Annotated in this window: 12 protein-coding genes and 2 pseudogenes; 6 read left to right on the top strand and 8 right to left on the bottom strand. The window is 62.6% G+C overall.

The window, feature by feature from the left end; all coding sequences use genetic code 11:
* Nucleotides 1-61: 61 nt before the first annotated feature.
* Both LCF40_RS14425 and LCF40_RS14420 read right to left on the bottom strand, forming a co-directional pair.
* Nucleotides 62-1,618, bottom strand: coding sequence for a sulfatase (locus LCF40_RS14425; RefSeq protein ID WP_224828945.1), 1,557 nt, complete (start codon nt 1,616-1,618; stop codon nt 62-64).
* Nucleotides 1,615-1,833 carry a DUF1450 domain-containing protein gene (locus tag LCF40_RS14420; protein WP_224828944.1) on the bottom strand — a complete coding sequence of 73 codons (219 nt, stop codon included), beginning with the start codon at nt 1,831-1,833 and terminating at the stop codon, nt 1,615-1,617. The genes LCF40_RS14425 and LCF40_RS14420 overlap by 4 nt, the downstream gene beginning before the upstream one ends.
* A 135-nt stretch (nt 1,834-1,968) precedes the next feature.
* On the opposite strand from LCF40_RS14420, the gene LCF40_RS14415 reads away from it, so the two are divergent.
* Complete coding sequence (locus tag LCF40_RS14415; RefSeq protein WP_224828943.1) at nt 1,969-3,495, top strand: sulfatase family protein; 1,527 nt, start codon at nt 1,969-1,971, stop codon at nt 3,493-3,495.
* A gap of 37 nt (nt 3,496-3,532) precedes the next feature.
* Here the strand turns inward: LCF40_RS14415 and LCF40_RS14410 are convergent, their stop codons facing one another.
* A complete protein-coding gene (locus tag LCF40_RS14410) occupies nt 3,533-4,186 on the bottom strand; it encodes an HAD family hydrolase (protein ID WP_224828942.1) in 654 nt (217 codons plus the stop codon).
* Nucleotides 4,187-4,548: 362 nt separating this feature from the next.
* Between LCF40_RS14410 and LCF40_RS14405 the strand changes: the two genes are divergently transcribed.
* Nucleotides 4,549-5,319, top strand: coding sequence for an IclR family transcriptional regulator (locus tag LCF40_RS14405; RefSeq protein ID WP_224828941.1), 771 nt, complete (start codon nt 4,549-4,551; stop codon nt 5,317-5,319).
* An 811-nt stretch (nt 5,320-6,130) separates the two neighbouring features.
* Here LCF40_RS14405 and LCF40_RS14400 read toward each other — a convergent pair.
* From LCF40_RS14400 to glpK, 5 genes and pseudogenes are all read right to left on the bottom strand, one after another.
* Nucleotides 6,131-6,313, bottom strand: a pseudogene (locus tag LCF40_RS14400) (FKBP-type peptidyl-prolyl cis-trans isomerase); the annotation flags it as partial.
* Nucleotides 6,314-6,329: 16 nt separating this feature from the next.
* Nucleotides 6,330-6,980, bottom strand: a complete 651-nt coding sequence (locus LCF40_RS14395; protein WP_224828940.1) for an IS6 family transposase — start codon at nt 6,978-6,980, stop codon at nt 6,330-6,332.
* 406 nt (nt 6,981-7,386) lie between these two features.
* Nucleotides 7,387-8,556 (bottom strand): Cdc6/Cdc18 family protein, encoded by a 1,170-nt coding sequence (locus LCF40_RS14390; RefSeq protein WP_224828939.1) that lies wholly within the window; start codon nt 8,554-8,556, stop codon nt 7,387-7,389.
* A gap of 90 nt (nt 8,557-8,646) precedes the next feature.
* Nucleotides 8,647-8,822: pseudogene (locus LCF40_RS23955) on the bottom strand (DUF7973 family transport facilitator); the annotation flags it as partial.
* A gap of 3 nt (nt 8,823-8,825) precedes the next feature.
* Entirely contained in the window at nt 8,826-10,358 is a 1,533-nt protein-coding gene (glpK, locus tag LCF40_RS14380; RefSeq protein WP_263623724.1) for a glycerol kinase GlpK, read from the bottom strand.
* A gap of 621 nt (nt 10,359-10,979) precedes the next feature.
* On the opposite strand from glpK, the gene glpA reads away from it, so the two are divergent.
* From glpA to LCF40_RS14360, 4 genes are all read left to right on the top strand, one after another.
* Nucleotides 10,980-12,710 (top strand): anaerobic glycerol-3-phosphate dehydrogenase subunit GlpA, encoded by a 1,731-nt coding sequence (gene glpA / locus LCF40_RS14375; RefSeq protein ID WP_224828938.1) that lies wholly within the window; start codon nt 10,980-10,982, stop codon nt 12,708-12,710.
* Complete coding sequence (glpB, locus tag LCF40_RS14370; protein ID WP_224828937.1) at nt 12,700-13,974, top strand: glycerol-3-phosphate dehydrogenase subunit GlpB; 1,275 nt, start codon at nt 12,700-12,702, stop codon at nt 13,972-13,974. Before glpA ends, glpB begins: the two co-directional genes overlap by 11 nt.
* A complete protein-coding gene (locus tag LCF40_RS14365; protein ID WP_224828936.1) occupies nt 13,971-15,356 on the top strand; it encodes an anaerobic glycerol-3-phosphate dehydrogenase subunit C in 1,386 nt (461 codons plus the stop codon). The genes glpB and LCF40_RS14365 overlap by 4 nt, the downstream gene beginning before the upstream one ends.
* An 89-nt stretch (nt 15,357-15,445) precedes the next feature.
* Nucleotides 15,446-16,249 (top strand): ISH3 family transposase (locus tag LCF40_RS14360; protein WP_224828935.1); only part of this gene is annotated, 804 nt, incomplete at its 3' end.

The following is a 16,249-nucleotide window of genomic DNA, read 5'->3' as shown; positions in this document are numbered from 1 at the left end:
ACACCGCTAGTCCACGCGGCGGACTCGGAACCGGCCTGCAAGCGAGTGACGTGTGGACCGGTCAGGCCGAACGGCCAAGCTCGAGTCGGTCAAACTCCGTCTGCGGTGCCTCAAGCGATTCCATGGCGTCGACAAGGAGATTGAGCATCTCTGACTGCTTCTCGGCGTCCGTGTCAGCAATGTTCGTTTCCTGTCGCCGATCCATCTCGGTGTCGTACAGCAGCGGCTCGTCGTGTTGAACCGAGACTTTCAGGTGTTCTTCGGGACCGTCCTGGTTCGATGGTGCGTAGCGCCAGACCGGCGCGTCGGTGTACGGCAGGAACTCTCCTGCAGTCGCTTCCTGCTGTACTTCCGGGGGAACGAACCAGCCGTACGGGTTCACCATCGATGTCGAGTGGTTCAGCGGCGGCTCGGCTCCGCGGTTCGGGTGGTGGTAGGTGTACTGCCCGTCGGTCACGTTCATTGTCGCCCCCCAGTAGCCGTACAGCGCCCAGTCGCGGTGATCGTCGTGCTCGCCAAGCGTCACCGGAAGGTGGCTGTGCCCGTGCGTCCACTCCGGCGCATTGATACCGAGCCCCTCCAGGATGGTCGGGTAGAGGTCGACCGCTGAGGTGAGCGCGTCGACGTGTTCACCCTCTCGGTCGGAGTCGGGATGCCAGACCATGAGGGGCGTCCGCGCGAGCACGTCGTAGACCGGCGGGTCGTTCTTGCCGATCCAGCCGTGGTCGCCCAGAAAGTAGCCGTGGTCGGACGTGACTACGACCATCGTTTCGTTCCACAGGCCCTCCTCGTCAAGTTTGTCAAGGAGCCTCCCGAACTGCTCGTCAACCATCGTGACCTTCCCGGCGAACTGCGAGCGAACAAAGTCTAGCTCCCGCTTCGAGAGTTCACTCTGGCCCTCCTTGACGCGACCGTAGTATGGCCAGACCGGGAGGTCGACGTCCTCGGGGTCCTCGTCAGTGTACATCGACGCGTAGGGCTCCGGGCAGTGGAACGGCTCGTGGACGTCGAAGCTGTCCACGTAGGTGAACCACTGGTCCCACTTGCTATTACCCTCAATGCGCTCAACGGCCTTCGAGAATACTTTCGGTGCAAAGAAGTCGGAGTAGTCGTCGAATTCCTCTACGTTTCGGGCGTATGCGGCCCGGTTCAGGAAGCGCTGGCTCTCCGGGCTGTTGGCATTGATCTGGTCGATCAATTCCGAGTCAGGCTCTCGGGGCGCGGTCTTCCAGGCGTCGTACTCGTGTCCGCGGACGAAGTCAAAGCCGTTGAAGTCCTCGAAGTAACCCCGGGCGCCGTGCTGGAAGTAGTGATAGTGGTCCGTGACCAACTGCGTGACGATGTCTTCCTCGCGGGCGAGTTGCGGGATCGTCCGGTCGAACGGCTCAATGGGGCCCCAGGACCGCCAAAGAAACTCCCGCACGCCGGCGAGCCACTCGCGCCGGGCCGGCATACAGGGGAGGCTCCCGGCGTAGTTCGCGTCGAAGACCGTTGCCCGCTCAGCGAACCGGTCCAGGTTTTCCGTCTTCACTTCATAGTCGACGACATCCGGCGTGTCCCGATAGGCGCCAAGAAAGTCGCGCCGGAGGCTGTCGATAGAGACCAGCAGGACATTCATTCCTCGTACCCCTTCGGTTGGTCATCCACTGATTCGAGTAGATCCATGTGAGAGTTACCGGTCCGGAGTTCGCCGTCGACGACCAGGAACGACCGATCGTAGCAGTCGCCACATCGATCGAGACAGAATGTTTCTCTGACGTCATGATCGGACTCGCCCAATGCAACCCGTGCGTCTGAGGAGACGTTGTTGAGGCAACACTCTAAGAATGCCATTGACAGGCTCACAATAATGATCATTCTATAAAAAGCTATTGCGACTCTGGGCTGTAGGCGGCGGCCAGGCGCAGCAGGGAGTACGCCGGAGCCGACCCCCAAACGATTATGAATATCGACGAGGACGGTTTTCATATGCGGATACTCTACATCGACTGTGATTCACTCCGACCGGATCACCTCGGTTGCTACGGCTACCACCGTGACACCTCGCCCAACGTCGACGCGTTGGCCGAAGGCGGCGCGGTGTTCACGAACTACTACGCCTCGGACGCTCCGTGTCTCCCCTCGCGGACGTCGTTGTACACGGGTCAGTTCGGCATCCACACGGGTGTGGTGAATCACGGTGGCCGGGCGGCCGACGTCCGGTCCCAGGGACCAGACCGTGAGTTTGCCAACCGTGGCGAGCAGCGCACTTTCCCGATGGCGCTGAAGGAGGCCGGCTACCGGACGGCGATGATTAGCTCGTTCCCGACGCGCCACGCCGCCTGGCACGTCCTTGATGGGGTTCAGGACTGGGACGATCCGAGCCGCGAGTTCGACGGGCGAGGCGGAACCGAACGGGCCGAGTACGTGGCACCGATAGCGGAGTCGTGGCTGCGCGAAAACGCAGCCGAGGACGACTGGTTCCTCTCGGTGAACTTCTGGGACCCGCATATCCCCTACGATACGCCACAGGAGTACGGCAATCCCTTTGAGAACGAGCAGGCGCCGGGGTTCCCGTCGGAAGACGTCATTGAGGCGCAGCGCGACAGCTACGGCCCGCGCAGCGCACGCGACATCCACGGCTGGGGTAGTCCGTACGTTGAGGGCGGCGACTGGGGCGAGGACGACCTCCCGCGAACCCCAAGCGAGATTGGGTCGCGCGAGGATTTCAAGGAGTGGATCGACGGCTACGATGTGGGTGTCCGGTACATGGACGACTACATCGGCGACCTGTTCGACGTCCTCCGGGAAGAGGGGGTCTACGAGGGAACGTTCGTGGTTCTCTCGGCCGACCACGGCGAGAACCAGGGCGAACTGAACGTCTATGGCGACCACCAGACTGCCGACGACAAGACGTGTCGCGTGCCACTGATCGTCAGCGGACCAGGCGTCGACCCCGGCGAGCGGACCGGTCTGTGGTACAATGTTGACTTCGGACCGACCGTCGCGGACCTCGCCGGCGTGAACCCATCCCCCCAGTGGGGCGGGCGATCATTCGCCGCCGCGATCACCGACGGCAAAGACGGGGGGCGGGAGTACCTTGTCTTAGGACAGGGCGCGTGGTCCTGCCAGCGGGCGGTCCGCTGGGACGACTGGCTCATGATCCGGACGTACCACAAAGGGATGAAGGATCTCGACGACGTCATGCTGTTCGACCTGGCTTCAGACCCTCACGAGCAAAACGATCTATCCGAGGAAGAGCCGGATGTGGCAGCCGAGGGAGTGCGGAAGCTGGAGCGGTGGTACGCCGAGCAGATGCGAGACGCCGCGATGGGACAGTCGCGCTGTTCGCCGACGGACGACGACTGCCTCGTCGATCCGTTGTGGCGAGTAATCGCCGAGGGCGGACCGTACCACGCGATGCGGACCGACAGCGTTGAGCCGTACATTGAGCGGCTCCGCGAGACTGGGCGCAAGGAGCACGCCGACGCACTGGCAGAGAAGCACCTCGATTGACAGCGGTCGCGTCGCCTAGACGTTCGACCGACGTCGCTCAGACCGATCCCGTCCGACAGATCTCATGGAGGCGCTCGCGAAGTTCCGTCTCAGTTTCGACGGTCTCGTCGGCGTGCTCGAGTGGTTGCCCAGGGTGGTGAGCGTACCCGATACAGTAGAGGCCAGCCCCCTTCGCGGCCGTGACCCCATGTTCGGAGTCCTCGACGGTGACAGCCTCCTCGGGTTCGACTTTGAGCAGCGAGACTGCGTGCTCGTAGATAGCTGGCTCGGGCTTACTGGGGCCCGTAATGTCGTCCCCGGCGACGGCGGCGTCGAAGTACTGATCAAGATCGAACCGGTTGAGAACCATTTCTACGCGTGTGCGATATGAGGCCGAGACGAGACCGAGCCTGAAGCCGCTCTCGCGCGCCGCGGCGAGCAGTTCCTCGTAGTCAGCAAGAATCGAGACGCGCTCGCGATAGATCTCGTTGGCCCGGTCCTCCAGCAGCGAGACGTACGACTCCTTGGAGCGCTGGAGCGTGTGGTCCTCGGCGAGGTAGTCGTACTCGTCATCGGCGTTCATGCCTACGAGTTCCTCGACGTCCACGTTGTCGACGCCGAGTTCGTCCCGGATGATCTCTTCGCGGATCTCGTTCCAGTAGCCCACTGAGTTCACTACGACGCCGTCCATGTCGAAGATGAGCGCCTTCATTGTCCGTATCCACTATCAAATTCAAAGACTAAACGCTCTTCGGAAGCAGATTGTTGGTCGAACAAATCTAGCGCTGTGATTCGAACCATTCTTTCACTTACCAATAATGTACTTCACAAGAGCGCTCCTCCTTGGTAGGCAGAAGGACTTCGTCTACACTCTCTTTGCTGATCACGTTAGGGACAACTACGAACCCCGCTCACAAAAGCATTCACTGCTACAAATGAGGGCCTCAGCTGAAATAACTGTGGAACTCACACCCTACTCCCGAATGGTTATTCATTCAACTGCTTCTTACAGAGGCTGATAATCGTTCGATTCAACCGAACGAATTAACTCAACGGGAGGTGAGTCTATAGCGCATGGGAACGAACCCTTCAAAACAGAAAACAGGAAAAAAAATTCTTGGAATCATTAATGCTCTCCGCAAAGATGAGGCCCTTGGCGTAACAGAGCTATCTGACCGCTTGAATATTGCTAAGAGCACCGCCCACTATCATCTGGATACGCTCCATGAGGAGGGTTACGTCGTCAAAGATGACTCGAAGTACCGCCTAAGCCTCCAATTTCTTCGGATCGGTGAACTCACTCGAAGCAGAGTCCCAATCTTCGAGACGGCAACTGAGGAGGTAGAAAAACTAGCGGGGAGGACCAACGAACTTGCCATCCTAGCTGTTGAGGAGCAAGGCATGGGTGTCTATCTCTATAAGGCAGCCGGCGAGAATGCAATCGATATTGATGCGCCGATCGGTCGATTCGCTCACCTCCACAACCGCGCGTACGGAAAGGCAATTTTATCTCAACTCAAGGAAGAACGAGTCAAGTCGATACTAGACGAACACGGTCTCCCGGAGACAAGCGCACAGACGATCACCGACCGTGATGATCTATTCAATGAACTAGAACAAATTCGGACTCAGGGGTTCGCCATCAATCGAGAGGAATCGATCGAGGGAATTCATGGGATTGCTGTCCCGATCCTTGACAATGATGGCTCAATACTGGGTGGAATCAGCATTGCGGGGCCCTCGGAACGCCTATCCGTCGAGAAGATGACCGACGACTACGCCGATCTCCTCTCAAGATCCCAAAACATCATCGAACTCACCGTACAACACCCGGAATTCCAGTAGCCTCGCGCCACTCTCTGAGTTTATCATCGGAATCGGATTCTTGTCACCCTACATAAATTGAATCGCTATCAGCGTTCGATACGATAGAACAGAGTAAGTGATAATGACCTTACCGCTATTAGGATCAATTCTCTCAGGACTTCACTGGCAGGGCACTGATAGAGTGAATCCTCCAGTTCAAGCGTTTTGAGCAGCGTCCACAAATAACTCCGTTCAGTTCGTCTCCATCTAACAGTGCTCTGCCTATTGATATATAGTATAACATAATACACGTTCTGAATATAGATTACAACCATACGATTGTAACCCAATGTTTTACGCGGAATAACTGTCCGACGCTCTTCAGGAGCAGATTGTTGGTCGGGGAGAACTTTCGCTGATAACCTTCACAGTTTCGAATGTTCGAACACATCGAACACCATTATCTGCGTGCCACCTATAGAAGTCAGGAACCTAATTCATAGCTTCAGGGTGCATGTAGACTGAGATGGCGAAGTATATTGAAAAGTGGAGCGGTGTCAATGAGGTGCAGTTGTATGAGCAACTGCGCACGGAGCGTGATCCGAAAGTGATCAAGCGCCTCATTGTGACGCTCTGATACAAATCAGGCCTTTCACTTGCTAAGATGCAACAGAGATATGGCTGGTACGAACAGACTGTTTGCGATTGGCCCGCCATCGTCGCCGAGCGCGACGCTTCCGCGCTCGGCCACCTCTCTCGTGACGGGAGTCCTTCTCGCAACACTAACGACCAGTGGGCCCAACTGACGGTGACGCCGCGAGCGTCGCCGTCGGAAGCAAGAATCGACGCATCAGCCTGGAGACTGCCACTCGTCCGTGACTACATCCCCGAGAACTTTGACGTTGTACTCCCGGATCCGCTCAGCGTCGTATTCGCCGTAGCCGTCCTCGGGCGGGACGGTGACGATCTTGTCCTCGCCGACCGACATACCAGCGGCCGCGTCGTCAAGTCCATCGATGATCTCGTTTCGGCCGACGGTAAAGGCACCGTTAACTTAGGCAGATGTTCCAGGCCCACGCGAACTGCTTGAGCCAGTAATTCGTCGTCGAAACGTTGGCTCCAGTGAACGAGGCGTAGAAGGTGTCGATCCGGCGTTTCAACTCTTGGATCCAGCGTTCGACGCGATTTCTCACGCTGTGGCGACGGACGATGTGCGTGATACCCAGCGGAGTGAAGACGGGGCCGTAGCTGGCCCCGTCTGTCACCACGATCGGTGGGAATCGCCCATACAACTCGGCGAGTTCCGTCAGGAACCGCCGAGTTGTCAACGTATTTCTCGACGGTGCGACCGACGCGTGCAACAGGTGACGCGTTTCGGGATCGACCGCCACGAACAGCGTGAACTCCTCGCCGCTCTGGCGGACCGCCGTCTCGTCCATCAGTACGACCGCCGGCAGGTCGGCGGCCGGCCGCCGACCAGCCTCTGTCAATCGCTGACCAAATTTCTGAATCCACCGCCAGACTGCCACGTGAGACCGCTCAACGCCGAGCCAGCCGAGTACCCGCGAGACCTTTCGAAGACTCACCCCGTGATTGTACAGGAGGATCGCCAGCTCCACGACCTGGCGATCCGTCCGCTCGCGCTCGAAAAACTCAATTTCGTCCAGCACCTCGGTCAAGTCGGGAAGGTTTGGTTGCATCAGCTCCACTAGGAGTCGAACCTTCCCATCCTTGTCGCTAAGTTAACACTGCCACGGTAAACAACAGAGGATCCGAATCATCGTCCTTACCGGTCGGTTCCAGTCCCCGAATCTTGGCTTCCGGCAGGTCCGACGTCGCGAATACGGTTCCCCGAGCCGACCGATGTACCCGAGCAGTATCGATCGCCGGGTTCCATACTCACAGGTCGTACTGTGTGACCGCAGGAATAGCTCTTTTGATGAGCCTTGTCGACGTCATGGCCGGGTGGTCGGTTTCGAACTACCCAAGGCGTTGCCTTGAGACAATCGATCGACTCCATGTAATGGGCGATGCTCCCGGTGCCGGTCCAGAGACAGCGATCGGGAAATCATCGGAATCACCCCGATGAAGGACCCCGAGTGAGCGTTACTGCTGGAAGTCGTACAGGCGGCGGAACGCGATCGGGGGAAATCGCAACTCGAGGCGACTCGGCGGTCGCCCCTTGCCCGTGGAGCGATGGGACTGGACGCGTTCGACGATCCCGGTCTCGGCCATCTCGTAGAGGAACCGTTTGACCGTTCCCGCGGAGAGATCGACGTCGGGTTCGGCGCTGATCGCTTCGGTCGTCGCGGTGACCGAAACGCGGTCGTCGGGATCGACGTCGACGAGGTGGCCCAACACGAGCAGTTTGTTGGCCGGCAGCGAAAGCACCCGGTCCAGGGAGACCGACGGCCGCGGGATCTCGTCGATCGCCGCCGTGACGTCTGCCTCGGCGAGACGGGTGTGTCCCTCCCGGTCGGCCCGGTCGGCGGCGACGAACAGCGCGGTCAGCCCGTCGTGGGCGTTGCCCTCGGCCCAGACGGCGATCCGACGCGCCAGGTCGTGCGCGAGTGCCTGGTGGGCGAGCCCCGCCGAGGCACGCGCCATCAGGACGTCGACGAGCACCCGGCGCCGGTAGCGCTCGACCCGGATCGATGTCGCCGTGTCCCTGCTCAGGCTCGTCTCATCCGGATCGTCTCTGCCGATGGCGAGCCAGCTCACGGTGCTTGGAAGGCCCGCGAACAGGTCGGCGAGATCCGCCGCGTCGATCCCCCCGGGATCGTCGACGTGGTCGACCGCCACGACGGCCTGGGAAGATCCCAACAGCGTGTAGAGGCGCTCACGAAACTCCGCCGTACTGACCCCGTGGTCGGGGACCGGCTCGTCGACGAGCGCGTTGAGGACGCCGTGACAGAAGGCGAACTCGCTCGTCACCTCCCGCATATCGATGTAGACGAACTCCGGAACCGTCGGCGGTACTGCCCGCGTGCTCGTGTGGACGATCGAATACGTATCCCTCGATACCCCTCCCAAATGCGCGAACAGCGCCCTCACGATCGCGGATTTTCCGGACCCGAACGGGCCGTGGACGTACGCGTTCGGGGGGAGCTCCCCGCCGAACACCGGGTCGAGGTGATCGAGTAACTGCTCGAGAACGGGTCCCCGATTTGACGGTTCGTCGACGTGTGCGACCGGCAATAATGAGCCGTAGTTCCGGATCAGGCGGGGTTTCTCGTATCGACGTTGCCGTCGTTCGATTCTTGTGCCGATGTCCATGTTTAGCTCGGATTTCCGTTAGTAGCGGTTTCAGCCATCCTAAAAATGACTCCGATCGGCGCCCTCAGAGGTAGCCCGCGTTCGAGGGACCGCGTCGATCTCCTGCTCAAGGATCGCGACGCCCTCTCCGAGAAAGACAATAAACCCCGTGAAGACGAACGCCGGGAGTGCGCTGAAGGCGCCCCCCGCAAGCGCCGTGATGAACAGGAGCGCGAACTCCCCCAGGCCATTCCGATGACCGGAACCTGAAGGACGATGCCGTCCATCGGTCACTCCTCCCGCGCCCAGTCGAGCGAGCGCTCGACGGCGTCGTCCCATCGACCGTACATCGCGTCGGCCTTCTCGGAGTCCATCTCGGGGACGAACTCCCGGTCGATCCGCCAGTTGTCCCGCAGTTCGTCGATGTCGTCCCAGTAGCCGACGGCCAGTCCCGCCGCGTACGCCGATCCCAGTGCCGTCGTCTCGTCGACGACCGGGCGGGCGATCTCGGTCTGGATGATGTCGGCCTGGAGCTGACACAGGAAGTCGTTCTTGACCGCCCCGCCGTCGACCCGCAGCGACGTCGTCTCGATCCCCGAATCCGCCTCCATCGCCTCCGCGATGTCCCTGGTCTGGTAGGCGATCGACTCCAGGGTCGCCCGGACGATGTGTTCCTTTCCGGTCCCGCGGGTCATTCCCACGATCGTTCCCCGCGCCCGGCCGTCCCAGTGGGGCGCGCCCAGCCCGGTAAACGCGGGCACCATGTAGACGCCGTCGGTCGAATCGACCGAACTCGCGAGCTCCGCGGTCTGTGCGGCGTTGTTGATCAGATCCACGTCCTCCAGCCACTCGATGGCGGCGCCGGTGATGAAGATTGAGCCCTCGAGGGCGTACCGGACCGGCTCGCCCGAGAGCTGGAAGCCGACGGTCGTCAGCAGGCCGTGGTCGGACTCGACCGCCTCCTCCCCGGTGTTCATCAGGTAGAACGAGCCCGTTCCGTAGGTGTTCTTCGCGTCGCCCGTGTCGAAACAGGTCTGTCCGAACAGCGCCGCCTGCTGGTCGCCGAGGGCCCCGGCGACCGGGACCTCGGCGCCGAGGAAGCCGTCGGGATCGGTGTGTCCGTACAGGTTCTCGTCGGAGGACGGCCGGACCTCCGGCAGCATCGCCTCCGGAACGTCGAACTCCGCGAGCAGGTCGTCGTCCCACTCCATCTCGTGGATGTCGTACAGCATCGTCCGGGAGGCGTTCGTGACGTCCGTGATGTGGTTGCCCGTCAGGTTGTAGACCAGCCACGAGTCGATCGTTCCCATCAACAGCTCGCCGTCGCGGGCGCGCTCGCGAAGGTCCCGCGATCGGCCGCTCTGGAGCTTGAGGGGCTCTGCGTTGTCGAGAATCCACTCGACTTTCGTCGCCGAGAAGTAGGCGTCGCACTCGAGGCCGGTCTTCTCGCGGATCCCCTCGACCGTGCCGGCGTCCTGGAGCTCCTCGACGCGATCCGTGGTTCGCCGGTCCTGCCAGACCAGGGCGTTGTGTATCGGCCGGCCGCTGTCTGCGTCCCAGACCATCGTCGTCTCGCGCTGATTGGTGATCCCTACTGCCGCCAGCTGCTCGGCGTCGAGGTCCGCATCGGCGAGCGCGCTCTCGACGACCTGTTCGGTGTTCTCCCAGATCTCTACGGGATCGTGTTCGACCCACCCCGGTTCCGGGTAGAACTGCTCGTGCCGTTCGTACGAGTTAGCGACGACCTGTCCGCCGTGGTCGAAGACCATGAAGCGGGTCCCGGTCGTTCCCTGATCGATCGCGCCGACGTATGAAGTTGCCATGATCGTGGACGCTCCTTCGGGCGGCAGTTTACTCGATAAGCCGCCTTGACGATACACAATAATGGGATATGTATTAAACGCTCCCCATAATTGGGGAGTAGTGCGGAACGCTTGATCAATCGAGTTGGCTCGACGCGTACTGTATCCGCGGGAGGCGGTATCCGATTGAAGGAGCGTGAGCGACAAGTAGGAAGCGGCGGTGATGGCGTTCGGAGAGCGCGTAGACGTGGAGCGCAATAGCGTTCGGAGAACAGGCATACCCCAATCACCCACGGCTGTCAGAAACCGTCTCTTCGATGGATCGTCCGCAGTGACCGCATGGAAACTCTCGCTGTCCGAGGGCACCCGACGATCCTCTACGACCGAGAATTGAGTCGGCAGCGCGGCCGAAACGTTGTTGAACTGTGATTGCGGATCTTCCTTCCGCTCCCGGCAAGCCAATCCAGTCAGTGATCGGCAGCGACGGCGATTTGGATGCTACGACACGAGCCACCGATCGAAGCGTTCCCGACCCGCAGGGAGGTTCTTCACCGAAGAGTAGCCGCCAGGCGAATAAATTTACCATCGGATCCGACTCACCGGTGAAATAAAGTGGATCGGGGCCGAACGGGACGAACGGAGATGGGATCGCCACCACACATTGCAGTCATCGGGGGCGGATCGACCGGAGCCGGGATCGCCCGCGACCTCTCGATGCGGGGCCTGGACGTGACCCTCGTCGAACAGGGGAACCTGACCCACGGCACGACCGGGCGGATGCACGGGCTGCTCCACAGCGGCGGGCGGTACGCGGTCTCCGACCGGGCGAGCGCGAGGGAGTGTATCGAGGAGAATCGGGTACTCAGGGAGATCGCGACCCACTGCGTCGAGATGACCGGCGGCCTGTTCGTCAAACGCCCGGAGGACGACGAGGAGTACTTTCAGGAGAAGCTCCGGGGCTGTCGAACGTGTGGGATCCCCGCCGAGGTGGTCTCGGGAGCGGAGGCCCGCGCGATGGAGCCCCACCTCGCGAAGGACGTCGAGAAGGCGATCTCGGTCCCCGATGGTGCGGTCGATCCCTTCCGACTCGTGGTTGCGAACGCCGCGAGCGCGATCGAACACGGCGCGCGCATCGAGACCCACTCGACGGTCAGAGACGTCCTCATCGAAGAGGACGAGGTGATCGGCCTCGAGGTCGAACACGCCTCCGGGGCGGGCGAGCGCGTCCACGGGAAGGAGGGAGGACGCGAGGAGATCCGCGCCGACTACGTCGTCAACGCGACGGGCGCGTGGGCCGGCCGGATCGGCGAGATGGCGGGCGTCGACATCGAGGTCCGGCCCTCGAAGGGAGTCATGACCATCATGAACGTCCGGCAGGTCGACACCGTCATCAACCGCTGTCGGCCGAAGGGCGACGCCGACATCGTCGTCCCCCACGAAACGACGGCCATCCTCGGGACGACCGACGAGGAGGTCGAAGACCCCGAGGAGTACCCCGAGGAGCGCTGGGAGGTCGACATGATGATCGAGACGCTGTCGGAACTGGTGCCGATGCTCGAAGACGCCCGAACGATCCGCTCGTTTTGGGGCGTGCGCCCGCTGTACGAACCGCCCGAGGTCGGGAGTACGGACCCGACGGACATCACGCGCGACTACTTCCTGCTCGACCACGCCGAACGCGACGACCTCGAGGGGATGACGAGCATCGTCGGCGGGAAGTTCACGACCTACCGGATGATGGGCGAAGAGATCAGCGACCACGTCTGCTCGCAGTTCGGCATCGACGCCGAATGTCACACCGCCGAAATCCCGCTGCCCGGCAGCGAGGACTTCACCGTGCTCCGGGACTACATGGACGAGTTCGGCCTTCGCTCGCCCATCGGCCGCCGGAGCGTCGAACGTCTGGGCTCTCGGGCCGACGAGGTCCTCAATACCAGCGATCCCAACCCCACGGTCTGTACCTGCGAGGGAGTCACCCGCGCGGAGATCCAGGACGCGATCGCGGGGTCGGGCTCGGACCTGAACGCGGTCCGGATCCGGACCCGCGCCTCGATGGGCAACTGCCAGGGGGGATTCTGCTGTCATCGCCTTGCCGGCGAGCTCCACGGCGAGTACGACGAGTCGACCGCCCGCGCCGCGTGGGACGGACTCCTCGAAGAGCGCTGGAAGGGCCAGCGCCACGCCCTGTGGGGCGAACAGCTCTCCCAGGCCGCACTGAACTACGCGCTCCAGGCGACCACCCAGAACCGCGACCGCGATCCGGCCGACGGCGATCCGGTCGACTTCAGTGCTTTCGACGGCGGCGTCGGGGCGGACGGCGGTTCGGGGACGGCCGGCGTCGCAACCGACGGAGGGCCCCGGGATGGCGATTGAGTCGGAGGTGCTCGTCGTCGGCGGGGGGCTCGCGGGACTGACGAGCGCGCTCGCGGCCGCACGCGAGGGAGCGGACGTCCGGCTGGTCTCCTACAAACAGAGCTCGCTGCGCCACGCCTCCGGGCTGGTGGACTTGCTGGGGTACACGTCAGACGGCGAGGGGCCAATAGTCGATCCCTACGCCGCGATGCCCGGGTTGCCCGACGACCATCCGTACCGGACGGTCGGCGTCGAGACGGTCCGGGAGGCGATGGCCCTGTTCGACAACGTGACCGACTACCGCGGCGACCACACCGACGCGAACGCGCTGGTTCCGACCCACGGCGGGACGATCAAGCCGACCGCGCGCTACCCGGCGGGTGCGGCCGCCGGGCTGGCGAGCGACGACCGCAACGTGTTGCTGGTGGGCATCGAGTCCATGACCGACTTCGATGCGCCCCAGGCCGCAGCCCACCTCGAGGCCGCGGGCGTCCCCTTCGACGTCCGCGGGGAGACGATCCGGTTCCCGGGGGACCTCCGGGCCGACGCGAAGGTGACCAGGTACGCGAAACTGCTCGACGCGAACGGCGAGGTCGCCGTCCGGGGGCGAACCCGGGGCGCCCGCGACGCGCTCGCCGAACGGGTCAACACCGTCCACGGGAACGAACAGCGCGTCGGTTTCCCGGCCGTCCTCGGCGACCAACGTACCGACGCCGTGCGCGGCGCGCTCGAGGACCGGATCGGCACCGACGTCTTCGAGGTTCCGATGGGACCGCCGTCGTTACCCGGCCTCCGGCTGGAAGAGGCCCTGTTCGAGGCCCTAGAGGAAAGCGGCGCGAGCGTCGAGACCGGGAACCCGGTCGTCGACTTCGATGCAGAGGGCGGGGAAATCGAGACGGTGTACATCGAGAAAAACGGCGCGCTGATCCCCAACCGCGCCGACCAGTACGTCCTCGCGACGGGCGGGCTGGTCGGCAAGGGCATCGAGTCCGACCGCGACTCTGTCCGTGAGCCGGTGTTCGACTGTCACGTCGCCCACGCCGACGACCGCTACGAGTGGTTCGACGGCGACGCCTTCGGCGACCACCCCTTCGCTCAGTTCGGCGTCGAAACCGACGAAACGCTTCGCCCGCTCGCCGCCGACGGGCGAGTCGAGTTCGAGAACCTGCGGGCGGCGGGATCGGTGCTTGGCGGCTACGACTTCGCCGCGGAGAAATCGGGCAGCGGCGTCTCGATCGCGACGGGCTACGTCGCGGGCAACACGGCTGCGACGGAGGTACGATGAGCGACACAGAACCCCAAACCGACTTCGATCCGATCGAACCGAACACGGGCCGCGAGTTCGAGCCTGTCGACGTCTTTCCCGCGACCGAGGAGTTCGACCTACGCCCGGGCGCCGACTCCTGTTTCAAGTGCTCGGCGTGCGATACGAGCTGTCCGGTGGCGGAGGTCGACGACGACTTCCCCGGACCCAAGTTCCAGGGGCCCGAACAGTGGCGGCTCAAACGCCGAGAGGGCCACGAGATCGACGACTCGGTGATGTCGTGTTCGAACTGCATGCGCTGTGACGACGCCTGTCCCTCGGGCGTCCCGCTCTCCCAGATGCACAACACTGCCCGCGGGGAGTACGTCGAGGAGCAGATGAGCAAGACGTCGGTCGAATACTGGCGCAACCGCGTCCTCTCGAACTACCGCACCTCCGCTTTCCTCGCCAGCAAGGTGCCACGGCTCGCCAACGTCACGATGAACTTCGGGCCGGCGCGCTGGCTCATGGAGAAAACGATGGGCGTCACCGCAGAGCGCGAGTTCCCCGCGTTCGCCTCGACGACGTTCCGCGAGTGGTGGGCCGAGCGCGGCGGCGCCGACGAGTCCCGTCGCCGTGCCAGAGCGCATCGTGAACGCAGGGGACTGGACCGCGACGCCGACAAACGGGTCGCGTACTTCCACGGCTGTTACTCGAACTACAACACCACCGAGGTCGGAAAGGCGATGGTCCGCGTCTACGAACGCTACGGCTACGAGGTCGTCGCTCCCGAACAGAAGTGCTCGGGCACGCCGATGTTCGCCAACGGGATGCTCGCGGACGCGCGACGCCACGCCGAGGTCAACGTCTCCTCGATGGCGGACCTCGTCGAGCAGGGATACGACGCCATCGCATCGTGTACCTCCTGTTCGATGGCGCTTCGCCAGGAGTACCCCGAACTGTTCGACATCGACGGCATCGAGACCGTCGCGGCAAACACCTTCGAGTCCATCGAGTACCTGCGCATCCACGAGGACCTCAAAGCAGACGTCCGGGAGGCGAGGGTCTCCGGGGACCTGGCCCGGGAGTTCGCCTACCACGCGCCGTGTCACGCCCGCAATCAGGGACTGGAGCGCCAGTCAGTCGAGCTGTTCGGCGACTTGGAGGGCGCCGGCATCGAGGATGTCGGCGACTCCTGTTCGGGGATCTCGGGCACCTACGGCTGGAAGGAAGAGAAGTACGAGACCTCCATGGCCATCGGCGAGGAGATGTTCGACCACATGGCCGCGGCCGACGGCGAGGTCGGGATGACGGAGTGTCCAACCTGTGCGATGCAGATGGAACACGGCACCGGCTACGAGATCCGCCATCCCCTCGAACTGCTCGAGGAGGCGCTGGTCGAGAACCCGCGGTCCGAGCCGTAGCGGGAGGGGGGGGAACCGACACCCGTCGTCCAGAGAGTCAACTTCAGTCGATCACATCGGGTTAGAGTAAGCGTCTGCTTGGATGCGGTGTGAAGCCTACCCAAGCAGACAACGAGGTAGAGGAAGAGCACCTGCTTAATTTTGTCGTCAACAGCCTTGGAGACGAGCTCCCGATTGATCTCGGAGAAGACGTAGAAATTTCCGCTGATGAGTTGTACGAGGTCCTCGCCGGCGCCAGCGCCGGCGGGACCTCAATCAACCACGTCTGCGAGACGACTGATGAGTCGCCCCACGCTAACACCGTCCGTGGCCATCTCACCGATCAGTTCGACCTGGACTCTGTTGAGGCGGTCGGGAACACGCTCCTTCAACGAGATGCCCTCGAGACGCTTCCCGATCGACCGGTGGAGGTCGTCGCCGACCTCCACCTCGATCCCTATTACGGCGACGAGGCCGAGACGGAGGCGCTGTACTTCTCGCAGGCCAAACGAGGAACCACGGCGTTCCACGCCTACGTTACGCTCTACGCGCGGGTACGCAACAAGCGATATACGCTGGCGGTCCGCCAGCTGGTCGCTGGCGAGACCACCAGCGAGGTCCTCGCAGAGTTCCTGACGCTTCTCGACGGCCTTGACCTGCGCGTCAAGGCCGTCTACCTCGATCGCGGCTTCTACAACAGCGGCTGCCTCGAATTGCTGTACGCGCACAACTACGCCTTCATCATACCGGTCGTCAAGTGGGGTGAGACGATCAAAAGCGAACTCAGCAGCGGCTGGAGCCGCGTGATCGAGCACGAACTCGCCGGGCGGGTGACGTTCCCTGTGTTCATCGACTGCGTCTACCAGCGAGGTCGCTACGACGAACACGGGGTGGCGCGTCACGGCTACGCCGCT

Origin of the sequence: Saliphagus infecundisoli, from assembly GCF_020177375.1 — an archaeon.
In the GTDB taxonomy this organism is placed as follows: Archaea; Halobacteriota; Halobacteria; order Halobacteriales; family Natrialbaceae; genus Saliphagus; species Saliphagus infecundisoli.
Note: the sequence above shows the minus strand (reverse complement) of the source record. Positions and strands in the feature narration are given on the sequence as shown.

Bases quoted from the DNA above. Each gene is read 5' to 3' on its own strand.
- LCF40_RS14425 (WP_224828945.1), bottom strand. From the start codon at position 1,618: ATGAATGTCCTGCTGGTCTCTATCGACAGCCTCCGGCGCGACTTTCTT.
- LCF40_RS14420 (WP_224828944.1), bottom strand. From the start codon at position 1,833: ATGGCATTCTTAGAGTGTTGCCTCAACAACGTCTCCTCAGACGCACGG.
- LCF40_RS14415 (WP_224828943.1), top strand. From the start codon at position 1,969: ATGCGGATACTCTACATCGACTGTGATTCACTCCGACCGGATCACCTC.
- LCF40_RS14410 (WP_224828942.1), bottom strand. From the start codon at position 4,186: ATGAAGGCGCTCATCTTCGACATGGACGGCGTCGTAGTGAACTCAGTG.
- LCF40_RS14405 (WP_224828941.1), top strand. From the start codon at position 4,549: ATGGGAACGAACCCTTCAAAACAGAAAACAGGAAAAAAAATTCTTGGA.
- LCF40_RS14395 (WP_224828940.1), bottom strand. From the start codon at position 6,980: ATGCAACCAAACCTTCCCGACTTGACCGAGGTGCTGGACGAAATTGAG.
- LCF40_RS14390 (WP_224828939.1), bottom strand. From the start codon at position 8,556: ATGGACATCGGCACAAGAATCGAACGACGGCAACGTCGATACGAGAAA.
- glpK (WP_263623724.1), bottom strand. From the start codon at position 10,358: ATGGCAACTTCATACGTCGGCGCGATCGATCAGGGAACGACCGGGACC.
- glpA (WP_224828938.1), top strand. From the start codon at position 10,980: ATGGGATCGCCACCACACATTGCAGTCATCGGGGGCGGATCGACCGGA.
- glpB (WP_224828937.1), top strand. From the start codon at position 12,700: ATGGCGATTGAGTCGGAGGTGCTCGTCGTCGGCGGGGGGCTCGCGGGA.
- LCF40_RS14365 (WP_224828936.1), top strand. From the start codon at position 13,971: ATGAGCGACACAGAACCCCAAACCGACTTCGATCCGATCGAACCGAAC.